The organism is Janibacter zhangyanbonis, assembly GCF_050507325.1.
Taxonomy (GTDB): domain Bacteria; phylum Actinomycetota; class Actinomycetes; order Actinomycetales; family Dermatophilaceae; genus Janibacter.
The window spans coordinates 217,807-241,691 of the sequence record NZ_CP191481.1 but is presented as its reverse complement, the minus strand read 5'-3'; the positions used below and the strand labels follow the sequence as shown (position 1 = coordinate 241,691).

Here is a 23,885-nt window from a genome sequence, read left to right as displayed (position 1 = left end):
GACGGTCGCTGCGTGACCTCCTCAGGACCGAAGCTCAGCCGAGCAGCGCCCGCGCTGCCTCGAGCGAGGAGTCGGTGAGGAAGGTGCGGCAGCGCGCCTCCTCGTCGCTCTCGCCGATCTCGCCGGCGGCCTGCGACAGTGCCGCGAGCGCCCTCAGGAAGCCACGGTTGGGCACGTGCGCCCACGGCACCGGCCCCTGGCCCTTCCACCCGGAGCGCCGCAGCGCGTCGAGCCCGCGGTGGTAGCCGGTGCGGGCGTAGGCATAGCCCTCGATGGAGCGGCCACCGTCGAGGGCGGCCTCGGCGAGCACCGCCCACGGCAGGGAGGACGAAGGGAGGTCCGCCGCCACCTTCGCGGCGTCCTCACCGGCCTCGATCCGCGCGGTCGCCGGGTCCTCGGGCAGCTTCGTCTCGGGGATGCCGAGCAGGTTGTCCACCATCAGGCCTTCACCGACGTCCCGGCCGAGCGGAGGTTCTCGCAGGCCTCGACGATGCGCGCGGCCATCGACGCCTCCGCCTCCTTGCCCCACGCACGCGGGTCGTACTGCTTCTTGTTGCCGACCTCGCCGTCGATCTTGAGCACGCCGGAGTAGTTCTCGAGCATGAATCCGGCGACCGGGCGGGTGAAGGCGTACTGGGTGTCGGTGTCGACGTTCATCTTCACGACGCCGAAGTCGACGGCGTCGCTGATCTCCTGCGCGGTCGAGCCCGAGCCGCCGTGGAAGACGAGGTCGAGCGGGCGCTCACCGTGGTCCTTGCCGTACTTCGCGACGATCGCGTCCTGGCACTGCTTGAGGATCTCGGGGCGCAGCTTGACGTTGCCCGGCTTGTAGACGCCGTGGACGTTGCCGAAGGTCAGGGCCGTCATGTAGCGGCCCTTCTCGCCGAGGCCGAGCGCCTCGACGGTCGCGAGCGCGTCCTCGGGGGTCGTGTAGAGCTGGTCGTTGATCTCGTTGGCAACACCGTCCTCCTCGCCACCGACGACGCCGATCTCCACCTCGAGGATGATGTCGGCGGCCGCACTCAGCTCGAGCAGCTCCTGCGCGATGGTGAGGTTCTCGTCGAGCGGCACGGCCGAGCCGTCCCACATGTGCGACTGGAAGATCGGCAGGCCGGTGGCGTCCCGGCGCTCCTTGCTCGCCGCGAGCAGCGGGCGGACGAAGCCGTCGAGCTTGTCCTTGGGGCAGTGGTCGGTGTGCAGCGCGATGTTGACGTCGTAGTTCTTCGCGACCTGCTCGGCGTAGGCGGCCAGCGCGAGGGAGCCGGTCACCATGTCCTTGATCGTGGGGCCGGAGAGGTACTCGGCGCCGCCGGTCGAGACCTGGACGATGCCGTCGCTGCCGGCCTCGGCGAAGCCGCGGATGGCGGCGTTGAGCGTCTGGCTGGAGGTGACGTTGATCGCCGGGTAGGCGAAGGACCCGGCCTTCGCGCGGTCGAGCATGTCGCGATAGACGTCGGGAGTGGCGATGGGCATGGCGTGAGGCCTCCTGGCGCGGTGATCGGTGGTCTTGGCGCCGATCCTCGCAGATCGTCCTGCGCCCGACCACGCACCGTGGACGTTACGCGCGGGTACGGATATCAGTCGCCGGGCGACTGCCCGGCCACACCCGTCATCCCGGGGTCCCAGGGCATGTCGGCGTGAGACGTGGTCGTCGTACCCGCGGGTCACCTCACGACGGGCAGCGTGGCCGGCACGGTCGTCGCGACCCGCTGCAGCCCGAGCCGGGTGAGGATCGGCAGCGACTCCGGGGAGCAGTCCACCCGGACGAAGGGGAAGCCCCGCGCCGCGGCCAGGCGGGCCCGCTCCGCGACGAGTGCGCGGTAGACCCCGCGACCGCGGGCGTCGGGATGGGTCGACCCGCCCCAGAAGGAGCAGAAGTCGGTGCCCGGCGAGTAGCGCACCCAGGCGGCGGAGACGATCTGCCCGTCCAGCTCGGCGACGAGCACGTCGAGCCCCTCGGGCGCGGCCCGCAGCTCCTCGCGCAGCCGGGCGGTGTGCCCGTCGCGCCGCCCCCAGACGACCTCCATGAGGGCCTCGATGCCGGCGAAGGCGGCATCGTCGTCCACCTCCACCCGCCGCAGGTGGACCCCCTTCGCGCCGCCGCGCCCCTGCCCAGAACTCTGCAAGACCCTGGGGTCTTGCGAAGTTGCGGGCCTGGAACTCTGCAAGACCTTAGGGTCCTGCAGGGTTGGCGAGGCGGGGTGGACGAGGTCCGCGACGCGTCCCAGGACGAGCGCCTCGTCGTCACCGATCTCGAAGCCCTTGTGCCGCAGGCGGTCGAGCAGGTCGGCGGGCTCGTCGTCGTCGTAGGTCTTCCACTCGAGCTCCTGCCCCCGCCCGCGGAAGAACTCGACCTGGCGGTCGATCCAGTGGTCGGGGGCCTCCCCCAAGCCGGCCGGGCACTCGACCATGGCGAAGCCACCCGGGTCTCGCGTCCAGGTGCGTCGCACCGGGCCGTCGGTGTCGATGACCAGCCCGGGGCGCGGCTCGTCCTCGCGCCCGGCGAGCCGGATCTGCTCGTGGAAGACCTCGAGGAGGGTCATCGCGCGTCCTGCCAGGCGATGATCCGGTCGAGCGCCTCGGCGATGGCCTCCGGCCCCGCGGCGAGCGACAGCCGCACGCAGTGCGACCCCTCGACCGGGTCGAAGTCACCACCCGGCGTCACGGCCACACCGGTCGCCTCGAGCAGCGCCGACGCGTACTCCCGCGCATCGGCGAAGCCCGCGAGCTGCTCCCCCAGGTCGGCCCAGTAGTAGAAGGCCCCGTCGGCGGGCGCCGCGGCGCCCCACCCGAGCTCGGGCACCCGGTCGAGCAGCACCTCGCGGGCCCGGCCGAAGTCGACGAGCGCCGCCTCGCACTGCCGGTAGGACTCCTCCGAGAAGGCCGCCACCGCCGCCTCCTGGGCAGCCGCCGGCGGGCAGAGCGCGATGTTGCCCGCGAGCGCGTCGACCGCGGCCCGCAGGTCCTGCGGCACGAGGAGCCAGCCGAGGCGCCACCCGGTCATGCCCCAGTACTTGCTGAAGGAGGAGACGACGATCGCGTGCTCGTCGACCTCGCGGGCGCTGACCCCCTTCGCGTCGGGGCCGGTGCCGTAGGTGACGCCGTGGTAGATCTCGTCGCTCACCAGACGCACGCCGTGGGCGCTGCACCAAGCGGCGATCGCCGTGAGCTCACCACGGTCGACCATCGTGCCCGTGGGGTTGGCCGGCGAGGCGAGGACGAGCCCGGCGAGCGGGGCCCGCGCGTGCGCCGCCTCGAGCTGGGCGACGGTCGGCTGGTAGCGCTCCGCGGGCCCGGTCTCGATGTCGACGACCTCGCAGCCGAGCCCGGCGAGGATGTTGCGGTAGGCCGGGTAGCCGGGCCGGGCCAGCGCGACCCGGTCGCCGTGGTCGAAGGCCGCGAGGAAGGACAGGACGAAGCCACCGGAGCTGCCGGTCGTCACCGCCACCTCGGTGGGGTCGACGTCGAGGTCGTACCACCGCCGGTAGTGGCCGGCGATGGCCGACCGCAGCGCCGCGGTGCCGAGCGCGGGCGTGTAGCCCAGGGACCTCCCTTCGGCATGGATCGCCGCCGCGGCCTCGTGGACCGGACCGGGCGCACCCTGGCTCGGCTCGCCGGCGCACAGCGAGATGACCTCGCGACCCTCCGCGCGCATCCGGGCGACGGTGGCCAGGACGTCCATGACCTCGAAGGGGGCGACCGCGGACCGGGTGGAGGGGGCGAAGGGAGACGTCATGCGGTCATGGTCGCACTGTGATACGGGCCACGTCCGGGTGTACTGTCTCCCGGCCACACCTTCCAGAGAGGACTCCCGTGTCGGAGACGACTTATCAGCTCATCGCCATCGGCGTGTACTTCGCCGCGATGCTCGCGATCGGCTACTACGCCTACACCCGCACTCGCAACATCGACGGCTACATGCTCGCCGAGCGCGGGCTGCACCCGGCCGTCGCGGCGCTGTCCGCCAACGCCGCCGACATGTCCGGCTGGCTGCTCATGGGCCTGCCCGGCGCCATCTACGCCTCCGGCCTCATCGAGTCGTGGATCGCCATCGGCCTGACGGTCGGCGCCTGGCTCAACTGGAAGTTCGTCGCGCCCCGCCTGCGCGCCTACACCGAGATCGCGGGCGACTCGATCACCATCCCGAGCTTCTTCGGGCGCCGGCTGCGTGACCGGAACAACCTGCTGCGCATCGTCGCCGCGCTGGTCATCCTCGCCTTCTTCACCTTCTACGTCTCCTCCGGCATGGTCGCCGCCGGCAAGTTCTTCGAGAGCTCCTTCGGCTGGGAGTACCTGCACGGCGTGCTGCTCGTCGCCGCGGTCACGCTCGTCTACACGCTCTTCGGCGGCTTCCTCGGCGCGACGCTCACCGACGTCGCCCAGGGCTTGCTGATGTTCGCCGCGCTCGTCGCGGTGCCGATCGTCGCCGTCGTCAAGATGGGCTCGCCGGGCGACATCGTCGACGGGGTCACGGCGGTCAACCCCGACGCCTTCAACCTCTTCGCCGGCGACGACGGCGCCGCCCTGCTCGCGCTGGGCATCTTCTCCACGGCCGCGTGGGGCCTGGGCTACTTCGGCCAGCCGCACATCATCGTGCGCTTCATGGCCCTGCGCACCTCCGCCGACGCGCACTACGGCCGCATCGTCAGCACGACGTGGATGATCATCACCGCCCTCGGCGCGATCACGACCGCGCTCATCGGCGTCGCCTACTTCAACGGCCCCGACCCGGCCAAGCAGATCGACGACCCCGAGACCGTTTTCCTGCTCCTGGCGCAGGTCTTCTTCCACCCGCTCGTCGCGGGCTTCGTCCTCGCGGCCGTGCTCGCCGCGATCATGTCGACGATGTCGAGCCAGCTCGTCGTGTGCTCCTCCGCCCTCGTGGAGGACCTCGTCAACCTCACCGGCCGCAAGGCGTCGGACAAGGCGCTGCTCCTCTACGGGCGGGTCGGCGTCCTCGTCGTCGCGCTCGTCGGTCTGGTGCTCGCGCTCGACCCGAGCTCGGCGATCCTCGAGCTCGTCGCCTTCGCGTGGGCCGGCTTCGGTGCGGCCTTCGGCCCGATCGTCCTGCTCGCGCTCTACTGGCGTCGCCTCACCGCGACCGGCGCCCTCGCCGGCATGGTCGTCGGCGCGGTCACCGTCTTCGTCTGGGGCAACATCGACAGCCTGAGCGACCGGATGTACGAGATCGTCCCGGGCTTCGCGCTCAACCTGCTCGTCGCCGTCGTCGTCTCGCTGGCCAAGCCGTCGACCGACCCGGAGATCCAGGCGGAGTTCGAGCGGATGGAGCGCGAGCTCTCCGACGGTCGCGGCGACGTCGACCTCACCCGTCAGGGCTGAGCCGACAGCGGCGCCTGACTGGTCGACGGCACCTGACCGAAGTGGTGCCGCCGCACCCAGGCGTGCATCGCGATCGCCGCGGCCGCGCCGGCGTTGATCGAGCGGGTCGAGCCGAACTGCGTGATCTCGAGCACGACCTCGCACACCTCGAGCATCTCCGGCGAGATCCCCGGGCCCTCCTGGCCGAGGACGAGGACGCAGTCGCGGGGCAGGTCGAAGGTCTCGATCGGGACCGAGCCCGGCACGTTGTCGATGCCGATGATGCGAAGGGGCCTCCCCCCTTCGCCCGCCGTCGCCGCCCACTGCGCGAAGTCCGCGACGGACGGATGGTGGTGCTCCATCTGGTAGCGGTCGGTGACCATGGCACCGCGACGGTTCCACCGCCTCTTGCCGACGATGTGGAAGGCCGCGGCCCCCATGGCGTTGGCCGTGCGCACGACCGAACCGATGTTGAAGTCGTGCTCCCAGTTCTCGATGGCGATGTGGAAGGCGTGCCGCCGGGTCGCCAGGTCAGCGGTGATCGCCTCGTGGGACCAGTAGCGGTAACGGTCCTCGACATTGCGCCGGTCGCCGTCGCGGAGCAGCTCGGGGTCGAGGTGCGGGTCGTCAGGCCACTCGCCCACCCACGGACCGACGCCGTGGCTCACAGGCGACGCGGAGGGTCCGCCCCTAGCCTTGGCATGATCATCCGGGGTGCTCACGGGCCCCCACCGTAGACGTCACCTCCGCGGAAGGGCCGCATGAACACCATCGTCGAGTGGGTCCTCGACCTCATGGACCGGATCGGGGGGCCCGGCATCGCGCTGGGCATCTTCCTCGAGAACGTCTTCCCGCCGATCCCCAGCGAGGTGATCCTGCCGCTCGCCGGCTTCACCGCCGCACAGGGCCGCTACTCGATCGTCGAGGCGGTGCTCTGGGCGACGTTCGGATCGGTCGCCGGTGCGCTGTTGCTCTACGGCATCGGCGCGGCGCTCGGGATCGACCGGCTCAAGGTCATCGCGCACCGGATGCCGCTCGTCGACGTCGCCGACATCGACAAGGCCGACGCGTGGTTCACCAAGCACGGGCCCAAGGCCGTCTTCCTCGGCCGCTTCGTCCCCGGGATCCGCAGCATCATCTCGATCCCCGCCGGCATCGACCGCATGCCGGTGGCGAAGTTCCTCGGCTACACGACCGCCGGCTCGCTCATCTGGAACTCCCTCTTCGTGTGGATCGGCTTCCAGCTCGGCGACCGCTACCACCTCGTCGAGCAGTACATGGACCCGATCAGCAAGGTCGTCTACGTCCTCATCGTCCTCGCCGTCCTCGGGGTCGTCGCGTGGATGTGGCGGCGCTCGGTGCGCCGCAGCCACGACCCCGACGACCACATCGACGTCGAGACCCTGGAGTAGGCGAAGGGAAATCCGCTGTCCACTGTCGGTGCCACCCCCTAGCGTGGACCGACATGACCGCACCCGTGATCGAGGCCTCCGGCCTGGTGAAGACCTTCGGTGACTTCGTGGCCGTCGACGACGTGAGCTTCAAAGTCCCCCAGGGCACTGTCTTCGGCCTCCTGGGGCCCAACGGCGCCGGCAAGACGACGACCGTGCGCATGATGACCACGCTCGCCACCCCGACGCGGGGCACCGCGCGGGTCGCCGGGCACGACGTCGTCGCCGATCCCGAGGCGGTGCGCGCGAGCATGGGCCTGACGGCGCAGTCCGCCACAGTCGACGACCTGCTGACGGGGAGGGAAAATCTGCGGCTGATCGGCGACCTCTACGGCCTGCCCGGCCGCGAGGTCCGCCGTCGGGCCGACGACCTGCTCGAGCGGTTTTCGCTCGCCGAGGCGGGCAACAAGGTGGTCAAGGACTACTCCGGCGGCATGCGCCGACGGATCGACCTGGCCGTGAGCCTCATCGCCCACCCGTCCGTGCTCTTCCTCGACGAGCCGACGACCGGCCTCGACCCGCGCAGCCGGGTCGAGCTGTGGGAGGTGCTGCGCGACCTCGTGCGCGACGGCACGACGCTGCTCCTCACGACCCAGTACCTCGACGAGGCCGACCAGCTCGCCGACCGCATCTGCGTCATCGACCACGGGCGGATCATCGCCCAGGGCACCCCGCTCGAGCTCAAGGACCAGTCCGGTGCCACGAGCCTCGTTGTCACCGTCTCCCGCCACGACGAGGTGGCTCGTGCCGCCGAGCTCGTCCGTGAGGCCGTCGGCGAGGTCCACGTCGACGCCGACGCCCGCCGGCTGACCGCCCCCGGCGCCGGCGTCGCCGACCTCACTCGCATCGCCGGCGCCCTCGACGCCGCCGACATCGACGTCGACGACCTGGGCATGCAGCGCCCGAGCCTCGACGACGTCTTCCTCTCCCTCACCGGCCATGCCGCCGAGGAGTCCACCAACCAGGAGACACCGGCATGACCGCCCAGAGCGACACCGGCTCCATCGACGTGCACGCGAGCCCGACACCGGCCGGTGCCGGCCGGGTCCGCCAGATCACCACCCTCGTGCGGCGCAACCTCACGCACATCAAGCGACAGCCCGAGATGCTCACCGACGTGACGATCCAGCCCGTGATGTTCGTCCTGCTCTTCGCCTATGTCTTCGGGGGCTCGATCCAGATCCCCGGGGTCGACTACAAGCCCTGGCTGCTGCCCGGGATCATGGCGCAGACCATCGCCTTCAGCGCCTTCATCGTCGCCATCGGGCTCAACACCGACATCGGCAAGGGCATGGTCGACCGGCTGCGGTCGCTGCCGATCCGTCGCTCGTCGATCCTCATCTCGCGCAGCATCGCCGCGCTCATCCACTCGAGCATCGGCGTCGCGGTCATGTCGGTCACCGGGCTCTTCATCGGGTGGCGCCTGCACGAAGGCGTGGTCAACGCGCTCATCGGCTACGGGCTGCTCCTGCTCTTCGGCTTCGCGATGATCTGGATCGGGATCCTCGTCGGGTCGGCGATGCGATCGGTCGAAGCGGTCAACGGTCTGATGTTCACGACGATATTCCCGATCACCTTCCTGTCCAATGCCTTCGCGCGGACCGACGTCATGCCGAGCTGGCTGCGCACCGTCGCCGAGTGGAACCCCATCTCGGCGCTCAGCCAGGCGATGCGTGACAACTGGGGCGTCGCGGGACAGCCGCTGCGCGCCGACGCCCCGTGGCCGCTGCAGCATCCCGAGCTGGCGACAATCATCTGGTCGGTGGGCATCACGCTCGTCATCGCGCCACTGGCCCTGCGGGCCTTCAACGCCCGCACGACCGACTGAGGGAGCCGAGCCCCCAGATCCGCCACCCGGATCGAGGTACCACCGACCAGATAGACGGTCGCGGATACCTCGACCCGCTCGCCCCCGACGTGTGGGTGGTCATCGGGGGCCGTGGCCGAGGACGAGCGCGGCCAGCTGGGTGCGCGAGCGCAGCCCCGACTTGCGGTAGACGCGGGTGAGTGTGCCCTCGACGGTCTTGACGCTCAGGTGCAGTCGCTGGGCGATCTCGCGGTTGCTCGCACCGTCGGCGACGAGCCCGGCGACCTGCTGCTCGGTGAGCGTGAGCGAGGCGAGCAGGGTCTGCGCGTCGCCGCCCTCGGGCTCCTCCGGCTCGAGCGTGTGCAGCGCCGCCCCCTCGGGGAAGCGCTCCTGCACCCAGGCCGCCCACGGGTGGGCGTGCAGGGGACGCAGGACCTCACGCGCCCGGGCGGCGGCCTCGCGGCTGCGACCGGTGCGGCGTGCCCGGCGCTCGACATGGGCGAGGGTGACGAGCGATCTGGCCTGCTCGATCGGCAGACGTCGCTCGGCGGCGGCCGTCGCGGACCGGGTCGCCAGACGCCGGGCGAGATCGAGGTCGCCGCGTGCCGCCGCGATCTCCGCCTCGGCCCGGTCTGCGGCGATGACGACACCCGGCGCACCGCGCCCGGCATCGATCTCCTCTCGCACCCGGGCGAGCAGGTCGGCGGCCTCGTCGACCTCGCCGACGAGGGCGAAGGCCATGACCCCGTCGGTGTGCCACCGCAGCGAGGTGACGTCGCGGATCCCGCTCGCCTCGTCGATCGAGCGCAGCTCGCGGTAGGCGGCGACGGCATCGTCGAGCTCGTCGAGGTGCAGCCGCGCCAGACCGAGGTGGGCCAGCTGGCGGCGCAGGTAGCGCTCGTCCTCCTGCTCACGGGCGAGCTCGACCCCGCGGCCGCTGACGACCGCCGTCCGCTCGAAGGTCCCGCCGACCGACTCGGCCATCGCCTCGATGTACCAGGTCGTCGCGACCGGTGTGTCGAAGTGCGTCGCCGCACGCGTCGCGCGCCCGGCGAGCTCGAGCGCCTCGCGGCCACGCCCCTGCCGGGCGACGATCTCGACGAGGCTGCGCAGCACGTGGACGGTGTCGTAGCCGGCGTCGGGGCCGACCCCGGCGAGCATGTCGACGAACTCCGCCCGGGCCCGGCGGAGGTCGTCGTCGTGCAGCGCGAAGCGCGCGGCGATGTACCGCGCGGAGGTGTGCACCTGACCGGGGCGCGGCGGGCCGGCCAGCCCGGCTGCGGCGTCGATGAGCGCGCGCGAGCCACCGTCGCCGAGGGTGCGGGTGACCGACGCGGCGACGGTCAGCGCCTCGACCTCGATGTCGGGGCGGCCGGCACGCTCGGCGAGCTCGACGGAGCGGCGGGCGAGGTCGAGCGCGGTGCGCAGGTCGTGGGTGCCGAGCAGCAGACGGGCGCGCTGGAGCAGCACACGGGCCTGCAGGTCGGGGTGCTCGCGAGCCGCCTGCAGCGCGGTGACGAGCACCTCGTCGGGCGAGACGTCGCCGAGCTCGACGAGTGCGAGGTCGGCACGCACCCGGTGACCGGGCTCGGCGAGCCCGGCCGCGCCCTCGATCGCGCGCTGCAGCACGCGCGTCTCCTTGCCGATGACGGCATTTTCGAGACAACAGGTGATCCACTCGTCGCGCTCGGCGGTGCCGGCGTCCGCAGCGAGGAGGTAGAGGTGCGCGGCGAGGTCGTGCTCGCCTCGAGCGGCGGTCTCGGCGGCCGCCGCGGCGAGGTCCACCGGCGTGGTCGCCGTGTCACCGGCGAGGGCCAGGTGATAGCGGGCCAGCGCGTCGCTGTCGGCGTGCGCGGCGAGCTCCCGGTGCAGTCCGACGAGCTCGTCGCTGTCGATGGACTCGAGCAGCACGTCGCCCAGGGCGGTGGGCGTCAGCCGCACGTACTCGTCCTCGCTGACGAGCAGGGCCAGTGCCCGGGCGGTGCGCAGGCTGGCGACCGCCTGGTCGCCGCCGAGCCGGGTGAGCACCGCCGTCGTCGGCTGGTGCATCGCGGCGACCCGCCGCAGCGTGGTCCGCACCGGCTCGGAGAGGGCGAGTGCCTCCTGCCGCACGAGGGAGTGCACGGCCCGCATGGCCTCGGCCGGCGGGAGCCCGTCGACGGCCCGGGCGATGTCGTGGGCCAGCCCGGGGTTGCCCCCCGACTCACGGTGCGCCCACAGCGCGGTGTCGGTGGGCACGCCTGCAGCAGTGAGCATCTCGACGGTGTCGGCGCCGGCGAGCGGCTGCAGGTCGAGGTGCAGCAGCTCGACCTCGCGGGCGGCGACGAGGCTGGGGACGAAGCCCGTGTCCGCCGACACCTCCGGCGGCCCGACGCCGATCAGGATGCCGACCGCGCCGGGTCCCAACGAGCGGGAGGCGGCGGTGCGCAGCGCGGTGAGGGTGAGCGGGTCGAGGTGCTGCCCGTCGTCGATGACGAGGACGAAGGGGGCCCGACCCGCCTGGGTCGTGAGCAGCTCGGTGAGCGCATCACCGAGGAGCACCGTCGGGTCGCCCGTGGGCAGGGAGCCCGGGTCGAGCAGCCCGCTGCGCATCCGCTCGGGCAGCTCGTCGAGGGTCTCTGCGGGGAAGGCACCGGCGATGAGCGCGGCGCCGTGGCCGGGGGTGCCGAGCCGCTGCAGCCGCACGGTGATCGCGTGCGGCAGGCCCGCGGTCACGAGGTCGAGGACCGTCGATCGGCCCATCCCGCGCGGCCCGTGGACCGCGACGGCCTGGCCGTCGAGGACACGGGCGGTGATCGAGGCGACGAGGCGGGCACGCCCCACCGGGGCGGGCGCGCTGACCGCATCGCGCCGCGCAGGCTGGATCACTCGTGCTCCTCCGTCGTCGGGGGGACGAGTCCAACGTAGCCCGCCGACCTGCACGCCGTGGGTCGGGCCCCCTTCGTCGGGGCGAACTGGCCGGTCACCGTCAGCGGGGGCTGATGACCTCGGTCCCGAGATACGGCTGCAGGGCCGCGGGGACGCGGATCGAGCCGTCGGCCTGCTGGTGGTTCTCGAGGATCGCGACGATCGGGCGGGTGCTCGTGATGGCGGTGCCGTTGAGCGTGGCCACCGTGCGGGTGCCGCCGCCCTCGGCATTGCGCTCACGGATGTTCAGGCGGCGCGCCTGGAAGGTGGTGCAGTTGCTCGTCGACGTCAGCTCGCGGTACTTGCCCTGGGTCGGGACCCACGCCTCGCAGTCGTACTTGCGGCTCGCCGGCCCCCCGAGGTCGCCGGCGGCGACGTCGATGACCCGGTAGGGCAGCTCGAGGGCCTCGAGGATGCGGCGCTCGATGCGCAGCAGCTCCTCGTGCTGGGCCTGGGCGTCCTCGGGGCGGCAGAAGACGAACATCTCGGTCTTCTGGAACTGGTGGACGCGGAAGATGCCGCGCGTGTCCTTGCCATAGCTGCCCGCCTCACGCCGGTAGCAGGTCGACGTCGACACGTAGCGGATCGGCCCGTCGGAGAGGTCGAGGATCTCGTCGGCGTGGTAGCCGGCGAGCGCGACCTCGGAGGTGCCCGTGAGGTAGAGGTCGTCGGCGGGCAGGTGGTAGACGTCGTCGTGCGCGTCGAGGTAGCCGGTGCCGGCCATCGTCTCGGGGCGCACGAGCGTCGGGACGACGAGCGGCGTGAAGCCCTCCTCGGCGGCGATCTGCTGGGCGAGCGCCATGAGGGCGATCTCGAGCCGGGCGCCGGCGCCGCGCAGGTAGTAGAAGCGGCTGCCGCTCACCTTGGCCCCGCGCTCCATGTCGATGGCACCGAGCAGCTCGCCGAGCTCGAGGTGGTCCTTCGGCTCGAAGCCCTCCGCGGCGAAGTCACGGGGGGTGCCGACCTCCTCGAGGACGACGAAGTCGTCCTCGCCGCCAGCGGGGACACCCTCCTGGATGACATTTCCGATGCGACGGATCGAGGCGTCGAGCGCCCCCTTCGCCTCCTCGGCCGCGGCCTCGAGCTCCTTGACCCGGGCCGACATCGCGGCGCCCTTGTCGCGCAGCGCGGCGGCCTCGGCCTCGAGCTCGGTGACGTCCTCGCCGGCCTTCTCGGCCTTCTTGAGCCGACCCATCACGGGGCCGAGCTCCTTGCTCGCCGCCTTCTGCTCGGCGCGGGCCGTCTCGAAGGCACCGATGGCGCTGCGGCGCTGCTCGTCGGCGGCGATGACGGCGTCGACGAGCGACTCGTCCTCGCCGCGGGCACGCTGGCTCGCTCGGACGGCATCGGGCTGGTCGCGCAGGGTCTTGAGGTCGATCACGACAGGCAGGATATCCGCGCCACGCGCCGGCGCCGCCCGCCACCGGCGTGACGACCGGGGCGCAGGCCCCTCGCTGGGGTAGCGTCACGGCCGTGTCGGACTGGACTCTCCTGGCGATCGTCATCGCCATCTCGCTCGCGCTCGTCGCCGTCGTCGTCGCCCTGGTGCTCCGTGGCCCGGGTGCCGCGGCCCCCCGTCACGGCCGGTCCCGGCCGGACCGTCACCGCTTCCGGCGGGACGAAGGGAGCGCCCCGGCGCCTCGTCGCGCGGGCATCATCATCAACCCGACGAAGTTCGACGACGTCGCCGCGACCCGCGCCGAGCTGACCGCCGCGAGCGTCTCGCTCGGGTGGGAGGAGCCGCTCTTCATCGAGACGATGATCGAGGACCCGGGCACCGGGCAGGCCCGTGAGGCCCTCGAGGCCGGCGTCGACGTCGTCTGCCCGCTCGGTGGTGACGGCACGATCCGCGCCGTCGCGGTCGCCCTCGCCGGCACCCGCACCCCGATGGGCCTGCTGCCGCGCGGCACCGGCAACCTGCTCGCCCGCAACCTCGACATCCCCTTCGGCGCCGACCTCACCGAGGCCCTGCGGGTCGCCTACAGCGGCCGCAACAAGGCGATCGACGTCGCGTGGATCGAGCTCGACCCGGCCGAGGAGGCCGCGACCGAGGACTCCGGTCAGGCCGAGGAGCCGGTCGAGGGACCGCCGGTGGAGCGGCACCCCTTCCTCGTCATGGCGGGCATGGGGTTCGACGCGGCGATCATGGGCAACACGAGCGAGGAGCTCAAGGCCAAGGTCGGGTGGACGGCCTACTTCGTCACCGGCTTCCGCAGCATCTTCATCAAGCGATTCCGCGTCCGGTGGACCATCGACGGCAAGGCGCAGGAGCCGGTGCGAGCCCGCACGATCCTCTTCGGCAACTGCGGCACCCTCACCGGCGGCATCCAGCTGATCCCGAGCGCCCGGATCGACGACGGTCGCCTCGACGGCGTCATCGTCGCCCCGAAGACGATCATCGGGTGGGGCTCGGTCGCCGTGCGTGTCCTCGGCCGCTCCGAGAAGGACGGGACCGAACTCATTCGCACCTCCGGCTCGGTCTACACCGCCCGGGTCGACGAGCCGCACCCCGTGCAGGTGGACGGCGACGTCATCGGCGAGGCCACGCGCCTGCTCGTGACCGTCGACCAGCAGGCGCTCATCGTGAGGGTCGCGAGCATCTGAGCGAGGTCTCGACCGGGGCCCGCCCCACCCGTACCTCGATTTCCGGGTGACCCGAGAAACACCCCCTTCGCAAGGGTTTGAAACCCTTGCGAAGGGGGTTTTTCTCTTGTCGAGCGGCGACGAAGGGGGGTCAGCGCCCCGGCGCCACGCTCGCCATGACCCGGTCGACGAGCACCTCGGGTGCTGCGGTGAGGTCGAGCACGACCCCGTCCTCGTCGGGCTCGAGGTCCTCGAGGGTGTCGATCTGGGACTGCAGGAGCGAGGCGGGCATGAAGTGACCCTGCCGTCCCTCGAGCCGGTCGGCGATGACCGCGGCCGACCCGTCGAGGTGGGCGAAGACCACCCGGTGCCCTGCCCCGAGGGCGGCGACGTCGGCGCGCAGCACGTCGCGGTAGACCCGCTTGAGCGCCGAGCAGGTGATGACCGTGTCCTCGCCGCGGGCGGCGTGCTCGGCCATCCACGCGGCGAGGTCGTGCAGCCAGGGCCAGCGGTCCTCGTCGTCGAGCGGGATGCCCTGCGACATCTTGTCGATGTTGGCCTGCGGGTGGAAGGCGTCGGCCTCGGCGAAGACCCAGCCGGTCCGCTCGACGACGCCCTGGGCGACGGTGCTCTTGCCGCTGCCCGAGACGCCCATCGCGATGACGTGCACGGTCATCTCACAGCACCAGGCTCAGCGCGAAGGCGAAGACGAAGCCGATGCCGCCGATGAGGGTCTCCATGACGGTCCACGTCTTGAGCGTCGTCTTCTCGTCCATGCCGAGGAAGCGGCCGACGAGCCAGAAGCCGGAGTCGTTGACGTGCGACAGGACGGTGGCGCCACCCGCGATGGCGATGACGATGAGCACGAGGTCGATCGAGCTCAGACCCGAGGAGGCCTCGATCGTCGGCGCCATGAGCCCGGCGGCGGTCGTCAGGGCGACCGTGGCGCTGCCCTGGGCGACGCGCAGCGCCGCGGAGACGACGAAGGCGGCGACGATGACCGGCAGCCCGGTGGACTCGAGCGTCTCGGCGAGTGCCTGACCGATGCCGCTGGCCCGCAGCACCCCGCCGAACATGCCGCCGGCGCCGGTGATGAGGATGATCGCGCAGACCGGGGCGAGCGCGTCGTTCATGATCGTCTCGACGTCGGCGCGCGAGCGGCGGCGCCAGCCCAGCGCGACCATGGCGACGAGCGTGGTGATGAGCAGGGCGATGGGGGTCTTGCCGATGATCCGCAGCGCGTTGACCCACACGGCGTCACCGTCGACGACGCCCTGAGTCGCCAGGGTGTTGAGCCCGGTGTCGACGAAGATCAGCAGCATCGGCAGGAGCAGCACCGCGAGGACCAGGCCGAAGGACGGCCGGCGGGCGTCGTCCCCCTTCGCCTCGGGGACGTGACCACCTGAGAGCAGGTCGGGCACGTCGACCATGAAGCGGCTGCCGGCCCACAGGCCGTAGAGGTAGGACGCGAGGTACCACGTCGGCAGCCCGATCAGCAGGCCGAAGACGAGGAGCAGGCCGATGTCGGCGCTCACGAGGTCGGCCGCGGCGACCGGGCCCGGGTGCGGCGGGACGAAGGCGTGCATGACGGCGAAGGCACCCGCGGCGGGGAAGGCGTAGCGCAGCACCGAGCCGCCGAAGCGGCGGGCGACGCTGAAGATGATCGGCAGCATGACGACCAGGCCGGCGTCGAAGAAGATCGGGAAGCCGAAGAGCAGCGAGGCCACACCCAGGGCGAAGGGAGCCCGGTCCTCGCCGAAGCGGGCGATGAGGGTGTCCGCGAGGACCTGGGCGCCGCCGGTCACCTCGAGCAGGCGGCCGATCATCGCGCCGAGACCGACGAGCAGGGCCACCGAGGCGAGCGTGGAGCCGAAGCCGTCGGTCATCACCGTGACGACGTCGGCGGGGGCGATCTTCGTCGCGAGGGCGGTGAGGAAGCTGACGAGCACGAGGGCCACGAAGGCGTGGACCCTGAAGCGGATGATGAGCAGGAGCAGCAGCGCGACGGCGGCCGCGGCGATGGCGAGCAGGGGCCCGGAGCCGTAGGCGGGCTCGGGCACGGCGTCCTCGACGAGAAACATCGTTGTCCTCCGGTGGGTGATGTCAGGGCGGTCGCCCGCCGGACACCCTCCCAAACGTATGCTTATTGTGCAACCAATCGTCATCCTTTTCTTTGGAGGTGCCCCATCGCGTCTGCGACAATCCGCGGCATGACGAGTGCGTCGGGGGGCCTGCACCACACCGTCCTGACCGCCATCGGGGACGACCTGACCTCGGGGCGGCTGGCCGCCGGTGACGTCTTCTCCATGGAGCAGATCGAGGGTCGCTACGGCGTCTCCCGCACGGTCGTGCGCGAGGTCATCAAGGTGCTCGAGTCGATCGGGGTGGCCACCTCACGCCGCCGCGTCGGCGTGACCATCCAGCCGGAGTCGCAGTGGGAGGCCCTCAGCCCGGTCATCATCCACTGGCGCCTCGCCGGCCCCCAGCGCCTGGCGCAGCTGCGCGAGGTGAGCGAGCTGCGCCGCGGCGTCGAGCCCCAGGCCGCCCGCCTCGCCGCGCAGCGCGCGACCCCCGAGCAGGCCGAGCGCCTCCAGGCCGCGGCGGCGGGCATGGCCGAGACCGGGCCGAAGGGGGACCTGCTCACCTACCTCGGTCACGACATCGACTTCCACCGCACCCTCCTCGAGGCGTCCGGCAATGCGCTGCTGGCCGGCTTCGCCCCCTTCGTCGCCGAGGCGCTCACCGGCCGCACCGAGCACGACCTCATGCCGGAGATCCCCGAGCAAGGGGCCATCGACTGGCACGTCGAGGTCGCCGCGGCGATCGCCGAGGGCTGCCCCGACAGCGCCGAGGAGGCGATGCGCCGCATCGTCTCCGAGGCCCAGGAGGCCATGGACGATATCGAGGCCTCCGGCGACTGAGGCCGGACTACTCGCCGTACTCGACGTGCGAGTCGGTGCCACCGTCGACGGCGTACCAGCGGTCCTCGTCGGGCACGATGCCGTCGGGATAGGTCAGGGCCATCTCGGCGAGGGTCGGTCGGGCCGGCTCGCGGACGTCGTCGGGCAGCATCTCGGTGATCGCCTCGAGGATCCGTTCCATGTCGCGCGGCACCGACCGGTACTTCAGGTCGACCGGCTCGCCGAAGGTCACCGTCACCTCGGGCCGGGTCAACGGGTTGGTGAGCATCCGCGGCACCCTGGAGCTGCGCGGCCAGACCTTCTCGGTCCCCGTGATGGCGAAGGGGATGACCGGCACCTCGGTGAGGTGGGCCAGGCGGGCGGCGCCCGGGAAGCCGCGCATGCCCGGCTCGAAGAAGTGGATGCCCCGCGGGATCGTCCCCTCGGGCATCATCGCGACGAGCTCGCCGCCGCGGAGGGCCCGCACGGCGGAGGCGAAGGCGTCGGGGCTGTCGGGGTCGTCCTGCCGACGGTCGACGCTGATGCCGCCGCCGGCGCGGAAGATCGTCCCCAGACCGGGCACGTCGAAGAGCTCCTTCTTGCCGAGGAAGCGCGCCGAGCGCGGGGTGCGGCGGAAGGCGACCGCCATCGCGACGAGATCGAAGTAGGAGCGGTGGTTGCCGACGAGGATCGCCGGCCCGTCGGCTGGGATGTTCTCCGCGCCGCGGACGGTGAACTTCGCGTAGGGGAAGACCTCGGGCCGCGAGAGGAGGGCGATGGCGCGCTGCAGCTCCATGCCGATGACCGGCAGCTTCATCACCCCGGGCGAGGTGTCGAAGTGCAGCACCGGCCAGCGCGCGGCGACGGCCAGGGCGTGCAGCCGCGGGTCGGGGTTGACCGCACCGGGGTTGCCGACGGCCCGCAGCAGCGGTGCGTCGTAGATCGAGTCGGAGTAGGCGAAGGACGCGTCGAGGTCGATGCCCTCCTCCTCGGCGAAGTCGCGCACCGCTGCCACCTTGCCCATCGACCACACGAAGTGCCCGTCGTTGCGCCCGGTGAAGCAGCCGTCGTCGCCGACCTCGTAGCGGGTGGCGATGACGTAGTCGATGCCGAGCCGCTCGGCGAGGGGCAGGACGAGGTGCTCGGGGGTGGTCGTCGCGAGCACGACGAGGCGCCCGGCCTCGTGGTGCTCCTCGATGAGCATGCGGGCGAAGGGTCCGACCATCGGCTCGAGGACGTCGGCGGCCAGCTGGGCCGCCTCGTCGAAGGCGTCGGCGGGCTTGCCCTTGGCCACGAGCACCGCCTGACGGGCGAGCGCGATCGAGCCGAGGGACTCACCGAGGAGGTTGAAGTAGCCGAAGAGCAGCGCCTCCCCCGGCATCCGTGCGGAGACCACGCCGGTGTCGCGCATGGCGGCCGACAGCGCCGGGCCGGAGGCCTTGGGCAGCAGGGTGCGGTCGAGGTCGAAGAATGCGGCGGCCGTCATGCTCGCGAGGCTATCCACGCGGGGGCCTGCCGGGAACACCTCGAGGGCCTAACGTGGGTCACATGAGCGACGACGCCCTGCAGACCCTGACCAGCTCCCAGGTCGCCGACCGGGCGCCACGCGACTGGCGCGAGGTCAACGGCATGTTGCGAACCCGCTTGCGCACCAAGGGCTTCGAGGAGTCCCTCGCCCTCGTCAACGAGATCGCCAAGGTCGCCGAGGAGGCCGACCACCACCCCGACATCGACCTGCGGTGGGGCTGGGTCGGGCTGGCGCTCGTCAGCCACGACGCCGGCGGCATCACCGACCGCGACATCTCGCTCGCCGGCGAGATCAGCCGGATCGCCTCCGACCGCGGTGCGAGCCCGCAGCCCGAGGTCGGCGCCTCGCTGACCGTCGGCATCGACACGGCCGACGCGGACCGGATCCGGCCCTTCTGGACCGCCCTGACCGGCCACGAGCCGGCGAAGGGGGACCCGGACACGCTCCCTTCGCCCGACGGCCAGATGCCGACCATCTGGTTCCAGACGAGCGAGCCCCGCGACGACCGCGGCCGCCTGCACATCGACGTCTACGTCCCCCACGACGAGGCACGGGCCCGCGTCGACGCGGTCGTCGCGGCCGGCGGCCGGCTCGTCACCGAGGAGTACGCCCCGGCGTGGTGGGTGCTGGCGGACGCCGACGGCAACCTCGCCTGCGTCTGCACCTGGCAGCCGCACGCCTGACGAAGGGGGGGTCCCCACCTCCGCGGGCGGGCTCGGTTCAGCGGCGGCGGCCCTTGCCCTCGAAGGCCTTCGCGGCCGCGACGGCGTCCTTGAGCTGGTCGGCCTGCATGCCGGGGCCGAGCCGCTGCAGCTGCGACATGTTGACCCGGGTGCCCGCCTTGATGACGGCCGAGGCGGCGGAGCGCAGCGCGCTGGAGTGGTCGCTCTCGCCCTCCTGCCCCCACAGGAGCAGCCACTCGATCGTCGTGTCGTCGTCGCGGGGGTAGAAGGTCATCTTGTCGAAGCCGCCCTCGCTGGGCACGCCCGAGACCCGCTGCCAGCGCTTGCGGTCCCACCCCAGGACGAAGCCGACCGAGGCATTGCTCGGCAGCAGCTCGTCGAAGTCGTTCCACCACCTCGGGGCCCCCGCGGTGAGCGCCTTGCGCATCTTCTTCTCGTCGGCCACGGAGCGGATCAGGTCGGGGTTGGACTGGCCGACGAGGAGCGCCCGACCATCGCTGTAGCGCAGCAGGTGCGCCCACTCGCCGAGCTCCATCGAGTACTCCCAGTCGCCGTTCGTGGCGCGGGGGCCGGACCCGTCGTCGGAGACCTCGGCCGCCGTCCACACCGCCGCGATGGCCGCCCAGCGGCCGCGCAGGGAGTCCGGGGGGTCGAGCTCCACCGTCTGGAGGGCGGAGTCGGTGGGGCTCGCGCTGTCGGAGGGGGAGCCGGAGCCACTCCCGGTGTCGCTCCCCGAGCCACCGTCCCCGCCGACGCGGTACGTCGAGGCGATGTCGACGGGCTCGGAGTCGTCCGCGCAGCCGGCGACGGCGGTCGTGCCGACCGTGCCGATCGCGGCGAGCAGCGTGCGCCTGGAGATCTGCTCCACTGGTCCCTCCCGGGGTCGTCTCGCCCCGAGGATACGGTCCGCGGCCCGCGCCGGGCGCGCCGGAGCGGCCCCTGCGTGGGATGCTGACGGCGATGCTCGCCACACACCACCGTCGTCTCGCGGCCGCCTTCGCCGTCGCGGCCATCCTGCCTCTCGCCGGGTGCGGCGACGAGTCGACCCCGCCCCCGGACCCCGGCACGGTGACCGTGACCACCGAGGTCGGCGAGGCCCTCGACCTGCCGGAGCAGCAGGAGATCGACAAGGCGACGGCCCGCAAGGCCCTGCCGACCCTCGCCGACATGCCGGACAAGACCTGGCACGTCGACACCTCGACCTTCGGCAACCACAAGTCGACCTACGACCCGCCCGGGTGCGCGAGCATCCTCTTCGACAGTCCCGAGGCCCGGACCTTCACCGACGACCACCGCACGGTCCACGAGCAGGCGCGCTTCAGCCAGAACCAGGCCGACGGCGGGCTGATCATCGCGACCTACGTCCAGTCCTTCGACGAGCCCTACCCGCTCTCCCTCTACGACGACGCGGGCGAGGAGGTCACCGGCTGCGACTCGTACACCCAGTCGCGCAGCGTCGGCGAGAGCAAGGACGGGGCCACCGCGATCACCGTCCCGCAGCTCGGCGACCGCACCTTCGGCGTGCGGATCCGCAGCCGGGAGTTCGACCACTCCGTCGACCGGCTCTACGTGCGCAGCGGGCACAATGTCATCACCGTCCTGGTGCTCAGCCGCGAGAAGAGCTACGACGGCAAGCTGATGACGAGGTACGCGCAGGGCGTCCTCGACGACCTGAAGAAGGCCACATGACGACGCGCCGCGCCGCCCCCTTCGCCCTCGCCGTGATCACGGCCCTCACCCTCGCCGCGTGCGGGGGTGACGACGCGCCGCCCCCGGCCGAGCCGTCGACGGTGACCGTCACGAGCACCCGGGAGGCCGAGACCGCTGACGCGCCCGAGCAGCAGGAGCTCACCCCGCGGCAGATCAAGGCCGCGCTGCCGTCGACCGACGAGGCGCCCAAGGGCTTCGTCAAGGACCCCGGAGGCTTCGACGCCGCCGTCCACAGCAAGCGGGTCGCCGACCCGACGGAGTGCCTCGCGGTCTACCTCGACGCGCCGGACGTCCGCGACTGGCGCGAGGAGCACCGCAGCGAGGGCGCCGGCGTGCGCTACACCCGCAAGGCCGGCGGCACGCCGCCGCCGAGCATCTCGATCGCCCTGTGGACCTACGACGAGGCCTTCCCCACGCGCTTCTTCGACGAGGCCGGCGCCGCCCTGGCCACCTGCTCGGACTTCACCTCCGCGACCGAGCCGGGCGCCAGCAAGGGCACGTGGACGGCGACGCACATCACCACGCCGGCCCTCGGCGACCGCAGCTTCGCCGTGCGCATCGGCAACCGCGACAGCGACCTGGCCATCGACTACCTGTGGGTGCGCAGCGGCCACAACCTCGTCAACGTGCGCATGCTCACCGGGTTCCGCGCCAACAACGAGGAGATCCTCGAGACCTATGCCCAGGGCGTCCTCGAGGACCTGAAGTGAGCGTCCGCGCGCCCCGCCGGGCCGCCACGACCCCGGCCGTCGTGGGCATCGCCGCTCTGGCCCTGACCGCGGGGTGCGTGCCGACCCTCGGCCGCGACACCCCGTCGAGCTCGACGACGGCCGAGGCCGGCGGGCGCGGCCAGCTCACCGAGGAGCAGCTGCGGTCGGTGCTGCCCGCGGACGACCAGCCGCCCTCGGGATTCACCCTCGACACCTCGGAGTCCGAGGGACCCGACCCCGACTCGACGACCTATCCCGCGGTCTGCGACGACGTGCGCCTGCAGGGCACGACGGCCGACGACCTCGAGGAGCACAAGGTCGCGAGCGCGGAGAAGTCCTATGTCGGCGAGAACGGCCGCGGTGTCCTGTCGGTCAAGGTCACCAGCTACGACGAGCCGGTGCCCGAGGCACTCTTCGACGACGCCGGCCAGGCCCTGAGCCGGTGCTCGACCTTCAAGATCATCGACCGCTACGGCACGACCGACTGGAAGCTCGACCCCGTCTCGCTCCAGCCCGCCGGCGACCGCACGTGGTCCATCCGGGTGCAGAACACCACCGAGGGCGATCCCTTCGGCGGGGGCGTCGTGCAGGTCGCGAGCGCCTCCCTCGGCAACAACCGGGTCCACGTCGTGCAGAGCGCCGGCGAGGCCTCGACCTATCGCAGCGAGGCCGTCGAGCAGCTCGTGGGCGCGACGGTCGCCGAGCTCGAGGCGCTGTGACCCGGGCCCGGGGGCTGGCCCTCGCCGCCGCCGTGGCGCTCCTGCCCGGGTGCGGCCTGGTCCCCGGTGTCGGCAGCACGGCGACCGAGACGGTCACCGTGTCGAGCAGCGGCTCCCCGTCGACCTCATCGACGTCCGCGTCGTCGGCGGCGGACGAGGACCCCGGCACGGTCACCGGGGCCGGTCGGGTCATGGACGAAGGGGGTCTGCGCGCCGCCCTGCCGTCGGCCGGTGACCTCGGGTCGGGCTGGGTCGACGACGAGGTCGCGACGATCTTCGAGACGCAGGCCGACGAGGTCGAGCCCTCGAGCTGCGCCGCCCTGATCCAGAAGGGTCCCGGCTGGGACGAGGTGCGCCGGACCGAGAAGGCGCGGGTGCAGGCCAACTTCCGTCGCGCCGACAACCCCGCGCCGCCCGGGACGCGCCGCCACCTGGGGATGTGGCTCTACTCCTTCGGCGACCCCTACCCGACGGGCCTCTTCGACGAGGCGGGGGCGCGGGTCAGCGACTGCTCGAGCTTCGAGGTGAAGCAGACCGACACGGGCAACTGGACGACCTACGAGGCGACGCCGCTGACCTTCCCCACGCTCGGCGACCGGACCATCGCCTACCGCCTGACCGCCCGGCAGACCTTCGAGACGCTGTCGATGGACTACGTCGTCGTCAAGGTCGGGCACAACACCGTCTCGGTCGCCAACGGCGCCTACGGCACCACGCCCGACACCGAGGTCACCGAGTCCGCCGCCCGCGCGGCCGTCGACGGGCTCGAGCCGTGACCGCGCGCCGGGTGGCGCGCGGGCTCACCTGCCTGGCCACCTCGCTCCTGCTCCTCACGGGGTGCGGGGACCTCCCCTTCGCCTCCTCGCCCTCGGCCACCGCCCCGACGCCGGTGCCCACGCCCGAGCCGGTCACCTCGTCGCCGACGACCGACCCGCGCCTCGAGCGAGCCGGCCGACAGCTCGACGAGGCCCAGGCCGAGGCCGCCCTCGCCGGGCTGCCGCGCAGCGCGAAGCCCGGGCCCGAGCCGAGCGCGCAGTACCGCAAGACCGACCCGAAGCCCTGCATCGACGTGCTGCGCCTCGGCTGGTACGCCACCAACCTCAAGCGGTCGCGGACCGTCGCGGTCACCCGCGGGTGGACCCAGGGCAAGGGCACCGGGCTCCAGGCGCACAACGTGCGGATCGAGTCGCACTCGCGCCCGGTCGGCGCGACCCTGCTCGACCAGGCCGGGGCCGCCCTCGCCGGGTGCGACTCCTTCTCGCTCACCGGGCGGGACGAGGCCGGGCCGATCGACCTGCGGCTGCTCGCCGAGCCGCGGACCACCGCGACGCTCGGCGACCAGACCTTCGCGGTGCGGATCACGACCTTCGGGGAGATCGGCGGGCGGCAGACGCGCATCTACGCCGACTACCTCGTCGTCCGCGTCGGGCACAGCCTCATCACGCTCACCCAGACGAGCACGGACGAGGCGAGCGACATGACCACCCTCGAGCGCCACGCGGAGGACATCATCTCGAGACTCGCCCGGTAGTCCCCGCCCAGGCACCCTCGGCGTGCCTAGAGTGGTG

At 72.2% G+C, this 23,885-nt stretch carries 23 protein-coding genes; 12 read left to right on the top strand and 11 right to left on the bottom strand.

All coding sequences use genetic code 11. From position 1 onward, the window contains the following. Positions 1 to 34: 34 nt before the first annotated feature. The 4 genes from ACQBJO_RS01190 to ACQBJO_RS01175 form a co-directional block, all read right to left on the bottom strand. Complete coding sequence (locus ACQBJO_RS01190; RefSeq protein ID WP_255185050.1) at positions 35 to 439, bottom strand: DUF3151 domain-containing protein; 405 nt, start codon at positions 437 to 439, stop codon at positions 35 to 37. After that, a complete protein-coding gene (gene fbaA, locus ACQBJO_RS01185) occupies positions 439 to 1,473 on the bottom strand; it encodes a class II fructose-bisphosphate aldolase (protein WP_421008018.1) in 1,035 nt (344 codons plus the stop codon). The genes ACQBJO_RS01190 and fbaA overlap by 1 nt, the downstream gene beginning before the upstream one ends. A gap of 191 nt (positions 1,474 to 1,664) precedes the next feature. After that, entirely contained in the window at positions 1,665 to 2,543 is an 879-nt protein-coding gene (locus ACQBJO_RS01180; protein ID WP_421008017.1) for a GNAT family N-acetyltransferase, read from the bottom strand. Beyond that, a complete protein-coding gene (locus tag ACQBJO_RS01175) occupies positions 2,540 to 3,736 on the bottom strand; it encodes a pyridoxal phosphate-dependent aminotransferase (protein WP_421008016.1) in 1,197 nt (398 codons plus the stop codon). Before ACQBJO_RS01175 ends, ACQBJO_RS01180 begins: the two co-directional genes overlap by 4 nt. 77 nt (positions 3,737 to 3,813) lie before the next feature. On the opposite strand from ACQBJO_RS01175, the gene putP reads away from it, so the two are divergent. Next, complete coding sequence (gene putP, locus ACQBJO_RS01170) at positions 3,814 to 5,340, top strand: sodium/proline symporter PutP (protein WP_421008015.1); 1,527 nt, start codon at positions 3,814 to 3,816, stop codon at positions 5,338 to 5,340. On the opposite strand, the gene ACQBJO_RS01165 is transcribed toward putP, so the two are convergent. Then, the gene (locus ACQBJO_RS01165) at positions 5,331 to 5,987 is read right to left on the bottom strand and encodes a TrmH family RNA methyltransferase (RefSeq protein WP_421008014.1); all 657 of its coding nucleotides are present in this window, start codon (positions 5,985 to 5,987) and stop codon (positions 5,331 to 5,333) included. The genes putP and ACQBJO_RS01165 overlap by 10 nt on opposite strands. A 93-nt stretch (positions 5,988 to 6,080) precedes the next feature. Between ACQBJO_RS01165 and ACQBJO_RS01160 the strand changes: the two genes are divergently transcribed. Genes ACQBJO_RS01160 through ACQBJO_RS01150 form a run of 3 tightly spaced genes read left to right on the top strand, consistent with a single transcriptional unit; the run spans position 6,081 to position 8,598 of the window. Beyond that, entirely contained in the window at positions 6,081 to 6,731 is a 651-nt protein-coding gene (locus tag ACQBJO_RS01160; RefSeq protein WP_421008013.1) for a DedA family protein, read from the top strand. Between the two features lie 53 nt (positions 6,732 to 6,784). Then, positions 6,785 to 7,750, top strand: a complete 966-nt coding sequence (locus ACQBJO_RS01155) for an ATP-binding cassette domain-containing protein (protein WP_421008012.1) — start codon at positions 6,785 to 6,787, stop codon at positions 7,748 to 7,750. Then, positions 7,747 to 8,598, top strand: a complete 852-nt coding sequence (locus tag ACQBJO_RS01150) for an ABC transporter permease (protein WP_421008011.1) — start codon at positions 7,747 to 7,749, stop codon at positions 8,596 to 8,598. Before ACQBJO_RS01155 ends, ACQBJO_RS01150 begins: the two co-directional genes overlap by 4 nt. A gap of 99 nt (positions 8,599 to 8,697) precedes the next feature. Here the strand turns inward: ACQBJO_RS01150 and ACQBJO_RS01145 are convergent, their stop codons facing one another. Next, positions 8,698 to 11,445: a LuxR C-terminal-related transcriptional regulator gene (locus ACQBJO_RS01145; protein WP_421008010.1), complete on the bottom strand. Its 2,748-nt coding sequence runs from the start codon at positions 11,443 to 11,445 to the stop codon at positions 8,698 to 8,700. A gap of 100 nt (positions 11,446 to 11,545) precedes the next feature. Further along, positions 11,546 to 12,865: a serine--tRNA ligase gene (gene serS / locus ACQBJO_RS01140; RefSeq protein WP_421008009.1), complete on the bottom strand. Its 1,320-nt coding sequence runs from the start codon at positions 12,863 to 12,865 to the stop codon at positions 11,546 to 11,548. A 92-nt stretch (positions 12,866 to 12,957) separates the two neighbouring features. Here serS and ACQBJO_RS01135 point away from each other — a divergent pair, with 92 nt between their 5' ends. Further along, positions 12,958 to 14,088 (top strand): diacylglycerol/lipid kinase family protein, encoded by a 1,131-nt coding sequence (locus ACQBJO_RS01135; RefSeq protein WP_421008008.1) that lies wholly within the window; start codon positions 12,958 to 12,960, stop codon positions 14,086 to 14,088. 130 nt (positions 14,089 to 14,218) lie between these two features. Here the strand turns inward: ACQBJO_RS01135 and ACQBJO_RS01130 are convergent, their stop codons facing one another. Together ACQBJO_RS01130 and ACQBJO_RS01125 are read right to left on the bottom strand one after the other, a co-directional pair. Continuing rightward, positions 14,219 to 14,743: a gluconokinase gene (locus ACQBJO_RS01130; protein ID WP_421008007.1), complete on the bottom strand. Its 525-nt coding sequence runs from the start codon at positions 14,741 to 14,743 to the stop codon at positions 14,219 to 14,221. A gap of 1 nt (position 14,744) precedes the next feature. Beyond that, positions 14,745 to 16,148, bottom strand: a complete 1,404-nt coding sequence (locus ACQBJO_RS01125; protein ID WP_421008006.1) for a GntP family permease — start codon at positions 16,146 to 16,148, stop codon at positions 14,745 to 14,747. Between the two features lie 129 nt (positions 16,149 to 16,277). On the opposite strand from ACQBJO_RS01125, the gene ACQBJO_RS01120 reads away from it, so the two are divergent. Beyond that, the gene (locus ACQBJO_RS01120) at positions 16,278 to 16,988 is read left to right on the top strand and encodes a FadR/GntR family transcriptional regulator (protein ID WP_421008005.1); all 711 of its coding nucleotides are present in this window, start codon (positions 16,278 to 16,280) and stop codon (positions 16,986 to 16,988) included. 7 nt (positions 16,989 to 16,995) lie between these two features. On the opposite strand, the gene ACQBJO_RS01115 is transcribed toward ACQBJO_RS01120, so the two are convergent. After that, entirely contained in the window at positions 16,996 to 18,453 is a 1,458-nt protein-coding gene (locus tag ACQBJO_RS01115; protein ID WP_421008004.1) for an HAD-IB family hydrolase, read from the bottom strand. A gap of 62 nt (positions 18,454 to 18,515) precedes the next feature. On the opposite strand from ACQBJO_RS01115, the gene ACQBJO_RS01110 reads away from it, so the two are divergent. Then, the gene (locus ACQBJO_RS01110; protein ID WP_421008003.1) at positions 18,516 to 19,178 is read left to right on the top strand and encodes a 4a-hydroxytetrahydrobiopterin dehydratase; all 663 of its coding nucleotides are present in this window, start codon (positions 18,516 to 18,518) and stop codon (positions 19,176 to 19,178) included. 37 nt (positions 19,179 to 19,215) lie between these two features. Here the strand turns inward: ACQBJO_RS01110 and ACQBJO_RS01105 are convergent, their stop codons facing one another. Next, positions 19,216 to 20,046 (bottom strand): hypothetical protein, encoded by an 831-nt coding sequence (locus tag ACQBJO_RS01105; protein ID WP_421008002.1) that lies wholly within the window; start codon positions 20,044 to 20,046, stop codon positions 19,216 to 19,218. Between the two features lie 92 nt (positions 20,047 to 20,138). Between ACQBJO_RS01105 and ACQBJO_RS01100 the strand changes: the two genes are divergently transcribed. The 5 genes from ACQBJO_RS01100 to ACQBJO_RS01080 are packed head-to-tail and all read left to right on the top strand — an operon-like array spanning position 20,139 to position 23,848. Then, positions 20,139 to 20,867 (top strand): hypothetical protein, encoded by a 729-nt coding sequence (locus ACQBJO_RS01100; RefSeq protein WP_421008001.1) that lies wholly within the window; start codon positions 20,139 to 20,141, stop codon positions 20,865 to 20,867. Continuing rightward, positions 20,864 to 21,598 (top strand): hypothetical protein, encoded by a 735-nt coding sequence (locus tag ACQBJO_RS01095; RefSeq protein WP_255185028.1) that lies wholly within the window; start codon positions 20,864 to 20,866, stop codon positions 21,596 to 21,598. The genes ACQBJO_RS01100 and ACQBJO_RS01095 overlap by 4 nt, the downstream gene beginning before the upstream one ends. Next, the gene (locus ACQBJO_RS01090; RefSeq protein ID WP_255185027.1) at positions 21,595 to 22,317 is read left to right on the top strand and encodes a hypothetical protein; all 723 of its coding nucleotides are present in this window, start codon (positions 21,595 to 21,597) and stop codon (positions 22,315 to 22,317) included. The genes ACQBJO_RS01095 and ACQBJO_RS01090 overlap by 4 nt, the downstream gene beginning before the upstream one ends. Beyond that, entirely contained in the window at positions 22,314 to 23,093 is a 780-nt protein-coding gene (locus tag ACQBJO_RS01085) for a hypothetical protein (protein WP_421008000.1), read from the top strand. Before ACQBJO_RS01090 ends, ACQBJO_RS01085 begins: the two co-directional genes overlap by 4 nt. Continuing rightward, complete coding sequence (locus ACQBJO_RS01080) at positions 23,090 to 23,848, top strand: hypothetical protein (protein WP_421007999.1); 759 nt, start codon at positions 23,090 to 23,092, stop codon at positions 23,846 to 23,848. The genes ACQBJO_RS01085 and ACQBJO_RS01080 overlap by 4 nt, the downstream gene beginning before the upstream one ends. Positions 23,849 to 23,885: the final 37 nt, after the last annotated feature.